This is a genomic window from Bradyrhizobium lablabi, assembly GCF_018129385.1.
Lineage (GTDB): Bacteria > Pseudomonadota > Alphaproteobacteria > Rhizobiales > Xanthobacteraceae > Bradyrhizobium > Bradyrhizobium lablabi_C.
On the sequence record NZ_JAFCLN010000004.1, the window covers coordinates 131,274 to 144,588 of the forward strand.

A 13,315-nucleotide genomic window follows, 5' to 3' on the forward strand; every position below is an offset into this window, starting at 1 on the left:
AGAAGGAATCTTGCCATGTCCAACGAAAATGCGGTTTCGACCACCGCGGCTTCCAAAGCCGTCATCCTCGTCACCGGCGCTTCCAGCGGCTTTGGCCGCCTGGCGGCAGAGTCGCTCGCGCGGGCCGGACACACCGTCTACGCCTCGATGCGCGATGTCACCGGCCGCAACGCCCGGAATGCCGCCGAGATGGCCGCGACCGCGGCTTGCGACGGCGTCGATTTGCGCGCGATCGAGCTCGACGTGCAATCCGAACCGTCGGCCAACGCAGCGGTCGAAAAGATCATCGCCGAAAGCGGCCGCATCGACGTCGTCGTCCATAATGCCGGCCACATGATGTTCGGTCCGGCGGAATCCTTCACACCGGAACAGTTCGCCCAGCAATATGACGTCAACGTGCTGGGCACCCAGCGCGTCAATCGCGCGGCGCTGCCGCATATGCGCAAGCAGAAGCAGGGGCTGCTGGTCTGGGTGTCGAGCAGCAGCTCGGCCGGCGGCACGCCGCCCTACCTTGCGCCCTACTTCGCAGCAAAGGCCGCGATGGATGCGCTCGCCGTACAGTATGCGCGCGAACTGGCGCGCTGGGGCATCGAAACCTCGATCGTGGTGCCCGGCGCCTTCACCAAGGGCACCAACCATTTTGCGCACTCGGGCCGTCCGGCCGATGAGGCACGCCTCGCCGAATACGAGGCCGGTCCCTACAGCGGCTTCGGCGAGCAAGTGCAAAAGGCCTTTGCGGCGATCGTGCCCGATGATGCCGACGTGACGGGCGTGGCGGAGGCGATCGTCGACATCGTGAGCCTGCCGTTCGGCAAGCGGCCGTTCCGCGTGCACTACGACCCGACCCAGGACGGCGCCGATGTCGGCTTCACCGTGCTCGATCGCCTGCGCGCCGAAATGCTGCACCGGATCGGGCTATCCGACCTGCTCGCCCCGGCCCGGCTCGTCTGAGGAGCATGGCCTTGGTATCGGCGGCGTCAGCTCCGCTCTGTCGCGAGCCGCAGGCCGGACAGCGTCATCTCGCGCTGCTCCGGATCGCCATAGAGCGATCCGATCTTCAACCACTGCCCGCCCGGCACGATGCCGTGGCGGGCGGCGAAGTCGCGCGCTTCGTCGAGCCGGCCCATATGGGCATAGCAGGCGGCGAGCGCCCATTTCGTCATCGCATAGCTCGGCAGTTCGTCCAGCGATTCCTCGAGCAGGCTTGCGGCCTGGTCGAAACGCCGCTGCCAGAAACGGCAGATGCCCATGCCGGTCAGGTGAAAAGCGCGCCGCGACGCGCGCGGGTCCAGCCGCTGCGAGATTTCGAAATGTTCGATCGCAAGCTCGGATTCACCCGATACGGTCCGGATCCAGCCGCTCCACATCCAGCCGATGGCATGGCTCGGATTGCGGGCCAGCGCACCGTCGACCATCCGCTTCAGCAGGTGGGTGTCTTCGCCGAGGTTGAGCAATGCGCCGGCAACGCTGATGATCGTCATGGGATCATTGGGCGCCGCATCGCGCGCCCGCCGCGCCAAAACCCTGGCCTTCTCGCTTTCGACCGCAGCGTCTCCCCATCCGTTCAGAAAGTTCTGGGCATGGCATAGCGCCAGCGATGCAAGCGCCGGCCCAAAATGCGGATCGCGCTCGATCGCCTGCTCGAGGAAGGCGGTGGCATCGGCGACGGAGTTGCGTGCCCACGGGCGGATCAGGTTCAGACCGCGAAGGTAGAGATCGTAGGTGGTCAGGTCGGGAACGGGCCGCTCGCGGGCACGCTTGATCTCGGTGTCCAGCAGCAAGGGATCGATCAGCCCGGCGACGCGCGAGGCGATATTGTCCTGAAGCTCGAAGACGTCTTCCAGCACGCCGTCGAACTTGTCGGCCCACAGGTTCGCGCCGGTCGATGCATCGATCAGCTCGCCGGCGATGCGCAGCCGCGCGCCCGCCTTGCGCACGCTGCCTTCCATCACGTAGCGCACGCCGAGCTCGCGCCCCACCTGCTTGATGTCGACCGCCCGGCCCTTGTAGGTGAACGCGGAATTGCGCGCGATCACGAACAGCGACTTGAAACGCGCCAGCGCGATCGTGATGTCTTCGACAAGGCCGTCGGCAAAATACTCCTGCTCGGGATCGCCGCCGACGTTCTGGAACGGCAGCACGGCGATCGACGGCTTGTCCGGCAGCGCAAGCGCCGGTGACCCAGCCGGGTTGTGCGCGCCAAGCCTGACCCGCCACGCCCGCACGGGCTCGCTGATGTTCTTCAGGAGTTGCGGCCCGAGATCGTCGCAGGCGATGTCGACCTTGCCGCGGATTTCCCGCCAGGCCGCCTCCGACATGCAGATGCCGCCGGGCTCGGCAATCCGTTCGAGCCGGGTCGCGATATTGACGTTGTCGCCGAAAATATCGCTCTCATCGAAAATGATTTCCCCGACGTGAATGCCGATGCGCAGTTCGATCCGCCGGTCGCGTGCCGCGCCGGCGTTCTGTTCGGCCATGGCGCACTGTAGCTCGGTTGCGCTGCGGAAGGCTTCGACGGCACTGGCAAATTCGACCAGCAGGCGGCCGCTGCGCGCCTTCACCGTACGGCTGCGATGCGCTGCAAGGACGGGATCGGCGACGACCTTCTTCAGTTCCCGGAGCCGGGCCAGCGTGCCCTCCTCGTCGACGTTCATCAGCCGGCCATAGCCGGCGACATCCGCCGCCAGCACCGCCGCAAGTCGCCGTTGTATGCCCTCACCGGCCAAGATGCGCTGCCCCTGAGATCGCTCCGAACATAAGAGCACGCCGGGCTTGGCGGGGCCAGAGCCATGAGCCGGTGAGTGGAAGCCGGACTTCACTTAACCGGCCTTCGCCTGATCGCCGGCTGCAACATCGTCGCCAACGGCATGCAGCGCGAACGGCTTTCCCGCGCGTCGGATTTCGCGGAGCGGAAACAGCTTCTTGCGGATGCGCTTTGGCCGTGGCGCGGCCTGGGCCTCGGCGGAGCGAAACAGTGCATAGTCGCGCCCGAACAGCCAGCACGACATCTGAAAGACACCGTAGGTAATGAACAGAGCGGCGAGCACGTCGATCGAATAGTGATAGTGGCCGAGCAGCACGACCGCGCCGAAGAACGCGGTCAGCGCCAGGAAGAATATCCGCCACAGCGGGATGTGCCAGAAGGCAAGCGCGGCCAGAAACGGCAGGCCGGTGTGGCCGGAGAAGAACAGGTCGCTGCCGTAGAAGATGGAGTTGAGGAAGGGCACGGGCTGTTGCGGATCGATCGGCGATGGCGCCACGTGGGTGAGCGCCACGAACACGGCGCGTATCAGCAGGAACAGGGCCACTGCCTTGAGAGTGAACGGCAGCCGGTTCGGCTTCCAGGCCAAAAGGCCCGCGGTGACGGCAAAGGCCGTGAAGGTGCCGTAGACGAACAGGAAGCGCAGGTTGAACGGGCCGACGCGGCTCAGCACGAAATCCGTGACGGGATTGCTGGCGTGGACCGTCGCATAGGAGACTGCGGCAAAGATCGCGATGGTGCTGGCAGCGAGGAACGCCGTACCCTCGCAGACCGAGCGGATATAGGCGCGATTGGCGAAATGCGTGGCATAGAGCCGCAACGTGTCTTCCATTGCCCTGCTCCGTTTTCCGCGAATGCAGAAGGAGCTCTGCCTTGCCGGAAGATCGTAGTTCCAAAGCGAACGGCACGGAAGTGAACCAGGCCACATCGACGGCGTGGTCACGCTCACTTGAACGTCAGGCGCAACGCTCCCGCACAGAGCGAAGGGTTAATTTAACTCTCCGTTAACGGGATTCTTTAGTCTTTTAAGTCATCGCTTAAGGATTTAGGGACAGAGATAGATGATGCGAAAGGTCCGCGCGGTTCGCGGGCAGGATTTGTTGTGTTCGATGAGTAAACCCGCTGAAAAGCCTGAGGTTGTCCAGCTTCCGGCTGAAACGCCAGCCAGCGCGCCCGTCAGCTCACGGCGCGCCGCTGCGCAGCGGGTGCGCGAGGCGCGCGACCGGTTAACGTCCTCGAGCGGAACGCGGCCCGCCTTCGACACCGAGCTGTTGCGGCAGTACGCACAAACACGGATCTCCGCATCCTATGTGGTGATGCTGCTGGTGGTGGCGACCGGGGCGCTATTCGGCTTCTGGCTACAGCCGGTTTCCGCGGTCGCGTGGACTTGCGCGATGCTCTGCATCCACGCCGCCATCATCCGCTATTGTCGGCGCTTTCTGGCCGAACCGTCGTCGCCCGCCGCCACGCGCAAATGGCGCACCCGCTTCGTGCTGCTCGATCTGCTCTACGGCTTGTGCTGGACGGTGATCCTGATCCGGCCGGCCGGGCTCGATGTCGCCTCCAACACGCTGATGATGTTTTTGATGCTGCTGGTCGTCGCGGTATCCAGCATGCTGGCGGCGAGCCTGCCGATCGCGGCACTGGCCGCAACCGCGCCCGTGACCGCCGCGATCGCGCTCAATTTCGTCATCAGTGGCACGTTCGACAATTATGTCCTCGCCGTATTGGCGCTGGCGGCGGAGGCTTATTTCGCCCTGCTCGCCCATCGCCTGCACTCGACCACGCTGGCGACGCTGGAGGCGCGCGCCGAAAAGGACGCGCTGATCGGCGAGCTCGAGCAGGCCAAGTCGATCTCGGACGAGGCGCGCCATCGCGCCGAATCCGCCAACGTCGCCAAGTCGCGCTTCCTCGCGCAGATGAGCCACGAGTTGCGCACGCCGCTGAATGCGATCCTCGGCTTTTCCGAGGTGATGAAGAGCGAGATTTTCGGCGCGCATGCGGTGCCGGTCTACAAGGAATATTCGGCTGATATCCACAATTCCGGCGTCCACCTGCTCAACCTGATCAACGAGATCCTCGACCTGTCGCGGATCGAGGCCGGACGCTACGAACTGAACGAGGAAGCGGTGTCGCTCGTGCATGTCGTCGCCGACTGCCATCATCTCCTGAAACTGCGCGCCACCAGCCGCGGCATCACCATCCACGAGGTGTTCGAGCACGGCATGCCGCGGATCTGGGGCGACGAGCGCGCGACGCGCCAGGTCGTGCTCAACCTGCTCTCCAACTCGATCAAGTTCACCCCGCAGGGCGGCGAGATCTGGCTCAAGGTCGGCTGGACCGCCTCCGGCGGGCAGTACCTCTCCGTCAAGGATACCGGCAGCGGCATCGCGGAAGACGAAATCCCGATCGTGCTGGCCTCGTTCGGACAGGGCTCGAACTCGATCAAATCGGCCGAACAGGGGGCGGGCCTGGGCCTGCCGATCGCCAAAAGCCTGATCGACATGCATGGCGGCACCTTCACGCTGAAATCGAAGCTGCGCATCGGCACCGAGGTGATCGTCACCTTCCCGCCGGAGCGCGTGATGAGTGCGCTCGGACCGATGACCGAGGAGGCCCCGCCACTACAGCCGGAGCCGGCAATCAATCCAGCCGACGAGAAGCGAAGGGCGCGTCACAAGCCGATCATGAGCGCGGGCACCGGACTGGAACGATAGGCGCTTGCCTCGGGGCGAAAATATCCGCAACACTGGACGAATGAGCAAAGAAACGCCGTGCATCTCAGTTTGTCAGATGGATCCGAGAACCAACCTCTGCTTCGGCTGCGGCCGTACGCTGCCGGAAATCGCGCGCTGGTCATCGATGACGAGCGCGGAGCGGCTTGCAGTCATGGCGCTGCTGCCGGCGCGGATGGCGGAGGCCGGGCTGGCACCTGTCGAGCAACCACAGACGACAAACGCTCGCTGACCCGCGGAGGTGCGGCGTCATGATCCGCGTCCTGCTCATCCTTATCATGCTTGGCGCCACCGCCGGCGCCGTCGTCGCTTATGGCGATCCCGAGCAGATCGCGCGCGCCGGCGACAGCATCTCGCACATGCTGCGCAATCGCACCCTCTCCACGGCGCACGCCGTGCAGATCCCACGTAGCCAGGGCGGCGAGTATGCGCTGCGCGCAAAAATCAACGGCGTGGCTGCGCCGATGGTGATCGACACCGGCGCGACGTCGGTGGTGCTGACCTGGGAAACGGCAAAGGCGATCGGCCTGCCGATCGAAATGCTCGAATACAATGTCGATCTGGAAACCGCCGGCGGCCACACCAAGGCGGCCCGCCTGACGCTCGATCGCCTTGCGGTCGGCAAGCTCGTGGAAAAATCGGTACCGGCGCTGGTGGTGCCGCGCGGGCAGATGAAGACCAATCTGCTCGGCATGAGCTTTCTGGACCGGCTGGAAAGCTGGGGCGTTCGCGCCGACAAACTGATGTTGAACGGCTATCCCGAAACCACCGGCTCGATCGGCTCCAGCAGCCAGAAGCGCGACCGCGCCTCGGGACAGCGTCCGGCACGGCCGTCCGCCCGCGACGGCTGAGCCCTCACCTCCACAGCACAGGCGCGGCCGCGACTGTCTGCGGCACCACCTGTTCGATCTGCACCCGCTTGCGCTCGGCGTCCCGCTTGGCCTGCAGCCATTGCGGGAACCACATCGCGATCGCCGGGAACACCAGCACCAGCACCACGCAGGCCACCTGGATCACCATGAAGTCGGCCATGCCGCGGTAGATCAGCCGCAGATTCCATTCGCGCACGACCTGCTTGAGATAATAGGCGGACATCGCGACCGGCGGCGACAGGAAGGCGGTCTGCAGCACCACCGCGACGATGCAGCCGAACCACACCATGTCGTAGCCGAGGCCCTTGGCCACTGGCGCCAGCATCGGCAGGAAGATGAACACGATCGCCGGCCATTCGAACGGCCAGCCGAGCAGGAAGATCAGCGTCAGCAGCAGGCTCATGGTGCCCCACGGCGGCAACGGCGAAGCCAGCAGCGCGTTGGTCATCCACGACGCCGTGCCGAGCCAGGCGAACACCGCGCCGAACACGTTGGACGCGACCGCCAGCAGCAGCACCATGCTGGTCGTGGCCAGCGTGCTGTAGCAGGCCTGCAAGAGACCGTTCCAGGTGAACTTGCCATAGAGCATCACCAGCACGATGGCGCCGAACGCGCCGAGCGCGGCGGCCTCCGCTGCCGTCGTGATGCCGGCGAGGATCGCGCCCAGGGTGACGATGGTCAGCACCGTCACCGGAACGAGGCCGACCAGGCACTCCCACAGCACGACCTTGATCGACTCCGGCCGCTCCTCCTTCGGCACCGGCGGGCCGAGTTTCGGATTGAAGTAGCAGCGGATCAGCGTGTAGGCGATGAACATGGCCGAGAGCAGGAAGCCCGGGCCGAACGCCGCCGCGTAGAGGTCGATGATGGAGATATCGAGCACCGGCGCCATCACCACCAGCATCACCGACGGCGGAATCAGGATGCCGAGGGTGCCACCGGCGGCGATCGCTCCGGCCGACATGCGCACGTCGTAGCCGGAGCGGATCATCATGGGCCCGGCCATGATGCCGAGCAGCGCCACCGTTGCGCCTACCGTTCCAGCGGCGATGCCGAACAGCGTCGCGGTGACGATCACCACCACGTAAAGCGCGCCGTTCATCGGCGCGAACAGGTCGCGGAACGCCTTGAACAGCCGTTCCATCAGTCCGGCCTGGTCGCAGATGAAGCCCATCAGGATGAACATCGGCACCGCGACCAGTTCGTCCTGCTTCATGATGCCGATGGTCTGCAGGTAAGCGAGGTTGAGCACCCGCTCGCCCATGCCGATGTAGCCGAACACGCCGGCGAGGAACAGCAGCGTGAAGCTGATCGGCAGGCCGATGAAGATCGCGCCCAGCATCACCACGAGCATCGCAAGGCCAAGCAGCTCGGACCCGCTCATATCTCGACCTTTTCCTTGTGCTCGAACTCGCGTCCGAACTGGATCTGGTACCAGCACTTCAGGACTTCGGAGACGCCCTGGATCATGAGCAGGGCCGCCGCCAGCGGCACCGTGGCGCGGAACGGCCACATGATCGCGCGCCAGACGCTTTCCTGCGACCGCTCGCCGGTGTCGAAGGAATGCAGCGTGGCGTCGAAGGACACCAGCATGAAGGTGATCATGACCGGGTAGAACAGGAAGATGTAGGAGACCATGTCGATGATCCCCTTGGTGCGCTCCGAAAAATTCTCCCAGTAGATATCGGTCCGCACATGCGCGCCCTTGTAGAGCGCATAGGCGCAGCCAAGCATGAAGGCCGCACCGTTGACCATGAAGCTCGACTCATAGACCCACACGGTCGGCGCGTTGAACGCATAGCGCATCACGACCTCGTAGGAGATCGTCGCCAGCAGGAACAGCATCGACAGCGCGATCAGCTTGCCGGTGACGTCAGAGAAGGCGTCGATGACGCGAATGATCGTGTAGAAGGCCTGTGGAAACTCGCGGCCCCCGTCGGCAGGGTACGCGGCTCCGCCATTGCTCGACATGAATGACCCCTCTTCTGGAAAGCAACTGGCGCCGTTGAATGACGCCAGTTGCGTGCACGAGAAAGCGGATCACTTCTTCTGTAGGTAGACCTTGTCCTTCCAGTAATACTCGCCCGCGAAATTGTAGGGCGGGAACCAGGACAGCTTGAACGGGACGATCTTCTCGGCGTAGGCCTTCTGGCTGTCCATCGCCTTCTTGTAGAAGGGATTCTTGGCAGCGTATTCGGTCTGGATCTTCTCCCACTCGTCGAGGAAGTTCTTCAGGACCTCGTCCGGCGTGCGGTGCAACTGGACGCCGGCCTTGAGCAGGTCCTGGCAGGCCGCCGCGGTCTCGCGGTTGAAGGCGAAGTTGCGCTGCGTCGTGGCATAGACGCTGGCGACCTTGATGATCTCTTGCAGGTCGGGCGTGAGCTTCTTCCACACGTCGCCGTTGATCATCAACTGGCCGCCGGTGACCGGCTCGTGCATGCCGGGCGTGTAATAGTGCTTGGCGACCTGGTGCAGGCCGAGCTTCTTGTCTTCCTCGCAGTTGATCCATTCGGCGCCTTCGATCACGCCCCGCTCCATCGCCGGCACGATCTCGCCGCCGGGGATGGTGACAACAGACACGCCGAGCCTGCCGTAAGTTTCCGCGCCGATGCCGTAGATGCGGTACTTCAGGCCCTTGAGGTCGGCGAGGCTGTTGACCTCTTTCTTGAACCAACCCATGCCTTGCGGATAGTCGGTCGGGATCGGGAAGCCGACGACGTTCAGCTTGAGGACGTCGCGATAAAATTCCTCCAGCAGCGCCATGCCGCCGCCGTCATAGTACCAGGCCCAGTAGTCGCTGCCGTCCATGCCGAACAGCGGGCCGTGCGACATCGGGATCGTCGCGGTGTTGCGGCCGAGGATGTAGCCGAACGGCGCCATGCCGACGTCGAGCACGTTCTTGGATGTGGCGTCGAAGACCTCGAACGGAGGCACGATGGCGCCCGCGGGCAGCGTCTCGATCTTGAGGCGGCCGGCGGTCATCTTTTCGACCGTCTCCGCCCACAGTTTGAAGATGAGATGGAAGTTTGACGACGCGGGGTGCGTCGATTGCCCTTTTAGAACGATGGGCTTGGGTGGCGAAGTCTGGGCGCTGGACGGCCCCGAGAAGGTGGCAACGAGTCCGAAGACCGCAGCCACGACAACTGACGTGTACTTCAGCATTTCAATCCCTCCCTGTAATGTACTTCCTCCTTGGTTGCGTTTTCTTGGTTTTGTGCAGGGAAGGTTACGGACGCTTTGGTAGCGCTGTCAAGAAAATCTCCATCACGCGGAATGAACGCTCGACACGGTGACGATCAAGCCGCGAGTCGAGAACGTGAGTTGGAAAGGTGACTTGAAAAAGTGACTCGAACAGTGACTTGAAAAATTTGTCGGCTGCGCGCGTGCCGACGTTCAGCCCGCCCCCATGGCTGCGCATATCATCGCCGTGACGCCGCCGGTGCTCCGCATACGAACCTCGGATGTCGCTCCGGTGTCAAACAATCGCCCTCCGTCACGAGACGCGAAATGGCCGTACGGCTCGCGCCATACGTCAGATCAACAGGCGTGGCGGAGGCCGAAGTATTCCGCAACACGAGAACGAGCAGACAGCTTGCCCGAAATGCGACGCTGCGAAGCAGCCGCTTCTTCTGTGTGGCGTCGTCATGATCGTTCCCGCCTGATACGCCTCTCGAGATTTGCGGAACTATCCTGTGAGAAACGGCGTCCATCGCGTACATGCAGCACTCCTGCTTCGTTGAGCACGCGCAGGATGGAGTCGGGCTGTCGCAGAACTTTGCCGACTGTCATGGGAAATTGTCGCGATTTGTCTCAGGGATGCTGCATTGCATAGTTCGCGACAGGTTGGGCCGTCTTCGCAATTTGTGACGATTTGCGACCGCATGCGGTTCCGATCTGCCGACGACGCTGTCAGGAATGCCAAGCATTTGATTTCAATCGATCCCCGCGCGGCAGGATACATTCTGTTACACTTTTCCGATGGGCTGGTTGCCGGACTTCGGTATGATGCGGAACGGAGCAACTGGATGGACTCGGCACCGCACATCGCCGTCGTGGATGATCATCGCGACATCCGCGATCTGGTCGGCAAATACCTGACCCAGCATGGCTACCGCATCAGCCTTGCGGAAAGCGCTGTCGCACTGCGCCGTTTGCTGGAACGAAGCGCACCGGACCTGGTGGTTCTCGATATCATGATGCCGGGCGAGGACGGATTGTCGCTCTGCCGCCATCTGCGCAGCACCACAGAGCTGCCCGTTATTCTGTTGACGGCCATGGCGGAGGAAACCGATCGGATCGTCGGCCTGGAAGTGGGCGCCGATGACTACTTGACCAAGCCATTCAATCCCCGCGAACTCCTCGCCCGCATCAAGGCGGTGCTTCGACGCGTGCAAAGCCTGCCGCCGCAAAAGGGGCGGCTCGCGAGCAAGGTCGTGCGTTTTGATCGGTGGACTTTCGATGTCAACCGGCGCGAGTTGCTGGGAAGCGACGGCGTTGCCGTTCCGCTCAGCACGGCGGAGTTCCGCCTCTTGTGCGCATTTCTCGATCATCCGGGCCTGGTGCTCAGCCGCAATCAGCTCCTTGACCTGACGGTCGGCAGGGATGCCGATCCGTTCGACCGCAGCATCGACAACCAGGTCAGCCGCTTGCGGAAGAAGATCGAGGCCGACCCGAAAGTGCCGGCCTTGATCAAGACGCACTGGGGTGGCGGATACAGCCTCGTCGCGGAGGTCGAGCAGCCATGACGAGCTTGTGGACGCGCAGCCTTGCGGCCCGCTTTATCTGCTTCACGCTGCTGTCGCTCGTGCTGTCGCAGGCGATCGTGTTCTTCATATCCTGGGATGAGCACGGGCAGACGATGCGGAAGGCCGCCAAGGGCGAGATATTCAGCCGGTGCGCCTCGCTCGCACGCGTCTTGGAGGCGACTCCGCCGTCCCTGCAGGCCGACATCCTCAATGCCAGTAACACCAGTTCGACGAGATACTGGATATCGACCAACGGCCTGAAGGATGCTTCGGCATGGCGAGAGGAGGCATGGGAGCGCCTGGCGCAGCCATTGCCGCGAATGTCCTTTCCCGGTCACAGCGCGCCCGCCGAGGTGCGACCGGATTTCGCCCGAAACGCAGCCAGCAGCAGCGCTACCTCCTCGCAATGGATAGACGTAAGGCCGGAAGCCTGGCCACTCTCCCGGCCCGCGAAGTTTCTCTATCTCGATGATGCCACCGGCATGGGTCTGGCCGTTAAGTTGGCGAACGGCGCATGGCTGAACACCGCATTTGCCAAGCCGGCGCAAGACGGCTTCTGGACTTCCAAATCCACCCTGGCGCTCGGCCTTTCGGCGTTGTCGTTGTCGATCATTGCCGTGTTTGCCGCACGCGGCATTGCGCAACCCTTGCGACGCCTCGCCAAGGCGGCCGAGGCCCTTGGCCGCGGCCAGGAGATCGTGCCGCTGCCGGAGACCGGCCCCGACGATATCCGGCGCACCGCCGAGGCATTCAATCGCATGCAAGCGCGCCTGCATCGTTTCGTCGAAGACCGTACCAGAATGCTGGCTGCCATTGGCCATGATCTGCGTACACCTCTGACCTCGCTCCGTTTGCGTGCCGAATTCGTGCGCGACGACGACATCCGCGAGAAAATGCTTTCCACCATCACCGAAATCCAGGCGATGACAGAGGCGACCCTCGCATTCGCCCGCGAGGATGCGACCGCGGAGAATACGCGAACCGTGGACCTCTCGGCGCTCGTGGAAAGTCTCTGCGACGATCTCGCCGAACTCGGTCATGACGTCTCTTTCTCGAATGGACAGAAAATCGGCTATAGCTGCCGGCCGGACGCACTCCGCCGCGCGTGCCGCAACCTCGTCGAGAACGCCATCCGCTACGGCGAGCGGGCGCATGTCAGCGTGGCGAGGCGCGCGGATACCATCGAAATCATCGTCTCGGATGATGGGCCCGGCATTCCCGAGAGCGCCAGGGAGCAGGTTTTTACGCCATTTTTCCGGATGGAGAATTCGCGAAACCGCGAAACGGGTGGCGTAGGCCTCGGCCTTTCCATTGCCCGGACCATCGTCCGCCACCATGGCGGAGACATCGTCTTGACCAACAAGACGAAGGGACTGCACGCTGTCATCAGCCTGCCGGCGCAGGACGGCGAGCCCCCTCCCGTCGGTCGATCCGTCGCGGCCGCGGGAGCGAAGGATCTTATCAACGCGCTCGAACCGGCACCGCGAAGCGTGTCCGCTTGAGCGGGCATCTCGACGCGCCGGCGCTCTCACTGCCTTACTGCTGCGTCGAGCCACTCCGGAACCGGCCGGCCTTGGCTCGCCAGATAACCTGCCACCGCGGAAACGACCGGCAAGACAGCGGGCCGCAATGTCATGCGCTCGCGCCATGCAAGCAGCCGCGGCGTCCCCTGCCCCACGACGGCTCCCATCCGTTCACCGAACAAGGCGGCCATATAGAAGGCAATGTCTGCAAAGGTGTAATCTCCAGCGAGCCATTCGCGCCCGGCCAGACGTGCATCCATCTCGAGATAATAGCGCGATGCGCCATCGCGCGCGGCAACTGCGGCCGGATCGTCAGGCCTGTCCTGCAATCCCATCAGCCGAATGACGTGCGGGAAGTAAACCTCATCGGATTTCAGCTCGAGCTGACGCGCGGCAGCCCGGGCGGCGGGCTCGCGGGGCCATAGCGGCGGCGCCGGCTGCGCATCCTCCAGATATTCGAAGATCTGTGTCGAGTCGAAAATCTCCACGTTGCCGTCGATCAGCACCGGCACCTGCTGCTTCGGATTGACCCGCAGCACTTCGGGATGCCGCGGCTGGTAGCCGCGATCGCGGTCATAGGCCACCATGACCAGCTCAAAATCGATGCCTTTCTCCATCAGGGCGATCTGCACCTTGGCACCAAACATGCTGAGCGGTCCGGAATAGAGGATCATTTCGA

The 13,315-nt window shown here is 63.6% G+C and carries 12 protein-coding genes; 6 read left to right on the top strand and 6 right to left on the bottom strand.

The annotated features are described in order from the left end of the window. The first annotated feature begins 15 nt into the window (after positions 1-15). A complete protein-coding gene (locus JQ628_RS10185; protein ID WP_212222411.1) occupies positions 16-951 on the top strand; it encodes an SDR family oxidoreductase in 936 nt (311 codons plus the stop codon). A 26-nt stretch (positions 952-977) separates the two neighbouring features. Here JQ628_RS10185 and JQ628_RS10190 read toward each other — a convergent pair whose 3' ends face one another. Together JQ628_RS10190 and JQ628_RS10195 are read right to left on the bottom strand one after the other, a co-directional pair. Continuing rightward, positions 978-2,726 (bottom strand): adenylate/guanylate cyclase domain-containing protein, encoded by a 1,749-nt coding sequence (locus JQ628_RS10190; RefSeq protein WP_212222412.1) that lies wholly within the window; start codon positions 2,724-2,726, stop codon positions 978-980. A gap of 93 nt (positions 2,727-2,819) precedes the next feature. Beyond that, on the bottom strand, positions 2,820-3,593 hold the full coding sequence (locus tag JQ628_RS10195) for a phosphatase PAP2-related protein (RefSeq protein ID WP_212222413.1): 774 nt from the start codon (positions 3,591-3,593) through the stop codon (positions 2,820-2,822). A 277-nt stretch (positions 3,594-3,870) separates the two neighbouring features. Between JQ628_RS10195 and JQ628_RS10200 the strand changes: the two genes are divergently transcribed. From JQ628_RS10200 to JQ628_RS10210, 3 genes are read left to right on the top strand one after another with little or no spacing between them, the layout of a single operon-like run. After that, the gene (locus tag JQ628_RS10200; RefSeq protein ID WP_212222414.1) at positions 3,871-5,478 is read left to right on the top strand and encodes a sensor histidine kinase; all 1,608 of its coding nucleotides are present in this window, start codon (positions 3,871-3,873) and stop codon (positions 5,476-5,478) included. A 40-nt stretch (positions 5,479-5,518) separates the two neighbouring features. After that, the gene (locus tag JQ628_RS10205; RefSeq protein ID WP_212222415.1) at positions 5,519-5,728 is read left to right on the top strand and encodes a DUF1289 domain-containing protein; all 210 of its coding nucleotides are present in this window, start codon (positions 5,519-5,521) and stop codon (positions 5,726-5,728) included. A 19-nt stretch (positions 5,729-5,747) separates the two neighbouring features. Beyond that, complete coding sequence (locus tag JQ628_RS10210) at positions 5,748-6,347, top strand: TIGR02281 family clan AA aspartic protease (protein WP_212222416.1); 600 nt, start codon at positions 5,748-5,750, stop codon at positions 6,345-6,347. 4 nt (positions 6,348-6,351) lie between these two features. On the opposite strand, the gene JQ628_RS10215 is transcribed toward JQ628_RS10210, so the two are convergent. The 3 genes from JQ628_RS10215 to JQ628_RS10225 form a co-directional block, all read right to left on the bottom strand. Beyond that, positions 6,352-7,752 carry a TRAP transporter large permease gene (locus tag JQ628_RS10215; protein WP_212222417.1) on the bottom strand — a complete coding sequence of 467 codons (1,401 nt, stop codon included), beginning with the start codon at positions 7,750-7,752 and terminating at the stop codon, positions 6,352-6,354. After that, a complete protein-coding gene (locus tag JQ628_RS10220; protein WP_212222418.1) occupies positions 7,749-8,339 on the bottom strand; it encodes a TRAP transporter small permease subunit in 591 nt (196 codons plus the stop codon). Before JQ628_RS10220 ends, JQ628_RS10215 begins: the two co-directional genes overlap by 4 nt. A gap of 69 nt (positions 8,340-8,408) precedes the next feature. Further along, the gene (locus JQ628_RS10225) at positions 8,409-9,530 is read right to left on the bottom strand and encodes a TRAP transporter substrate-binding protein (protein WP_212222419.1); all 1,122 of its coding nucleotides are present in this window, start codon (positions 9,528-9,530) and stop codon (positions 8,409-8,411) included. 863 nt (positions 9,531-10,393) lie between these two features. On the opposite strand from JQ628_RS10225, the gene JQ628_RS10230 reads away from it, so the two are divergent. Continuing rightward, on the top strand, positions 10,394-11,113 hold the full coding sequence (locus JQ628_RS10230) for a response regulator (RefSeq protein ID WP_212222420.1): 720 nt from the start codon (positions 10,394-10,396) through the stop codon (positions 11,111-11,113). Next, complete coding sequence (locus JQ628_RS10235; protein ID WP_212222421.1) at positions 11,110-12,615, top strand: sensor histidine kinase; 1,506 nt, start codon at positions 11,110-11,112, stop codon at positions 12,613-12,615. Before JQ628_RS10230 ends, JQ628_RS10235 begins: the two co-directional genes overlap by 4 nt. 26 nt (positions 12,616-12,641) lie before the next feature. On the opposite strand, the gene JQ628_RS10240 is transcribed toward JQ628_RS10235, so the two are convergent. Further along, positions 12,642-13,310 (bottom strand): glutathione S-transferase family protein, encoded by a 669-nt coding sequence (locus JQ628_RS10240; protein WP_212222422.1) that lies wholly within the window; start codon positions 13,308-13,310, stop codon positions 12,642-12,644. Positions 13,311-13,315: the final 5 nt, after the last annotated feature.

Excerpts from the sequence above, each read along its gene's own strand:
- JQ628_RS10215 (WP_212222417.1), bottom strand. The coding sequence starts at position 7,752 with ATGAGCGGGTCCGAGCTGCTTGGCCTTGCGATGCTCGTGGTGATGCTG.
- JQ628_RS10235 (WP_212222421.1), top strand. The coding sequence starts at position 11,110 with ATGACGAGCTTGTGGACGCGCAGCCTTGCGGCCCGCTTTATCTGCTTC.
- JQ628_RS10200 (WP_212222414.1), top strand. The coding sequence starts at position 3,871 with ATGAGTAAACCCGCTGAAAAGCCTGAGGTTGTCCAGCTTCCGGCTGAA.
- JQ628_RS10230 (WP_212222420.1), top strand. The coding sequence starts at position 10,394 with ATGGACTCGGCACCGCACATCGCCGTCGTGGATGATCATCGCGACATC.
- JQ628_RS10240 (WP_212222422.1), bottom strand. The coding sequence starts at position 13,310 with ATGATCCTCTATTCCGGACCGCTCAGCATGTTTGGTGCCAAGGTGCAG.
- JQ628_RS10205 (WP_212222415.1), top strand. The coding sequence starts at position 5,519 with ATGAGCAAAGAAACGCCGTGCATCTCAGTTTGTCAGATGGATCCGAGA.
- JQ628_RS10225 (WP_212222419.1), bottom strand. The coding sequence starts at position 9,530 with ATGCTGAAGTACACGTCAGTTGTCGTGGCTGCGGTCTTCGGACTCGTT.
- JQ628_RS10195 (WP_212222413.1), bottom strand. The coding sequence starts at position 3,593 with ATGGAAGACACGTTGCGGCTCTATGCCACGCATTTCGCCAATCGCGCC.
- JQ628_RS10210 (WP_212222416.1), top strand. The coding sequence starts at position 5,748 with ATGATCCGCGTCCTGCTCATCCTTATCATGCTTGGCGCCACCGCCGGC.
- JQ628_RS10220 (WP_212222418.1), bottom strand. The coding sequence starts at position 8,339 with ATGTCGAGCAATGGCGGAGCCGCGTACCCTGCCGACGGGGGCCGCGAG.
- JQ628_RS10185 (WP_212222411.1), top strand. The coding sequence starts at position 16 with ATGTCCAACGAAAATGCGGTTTCGACCACCGCGGCTTCCAAAGCCGTC.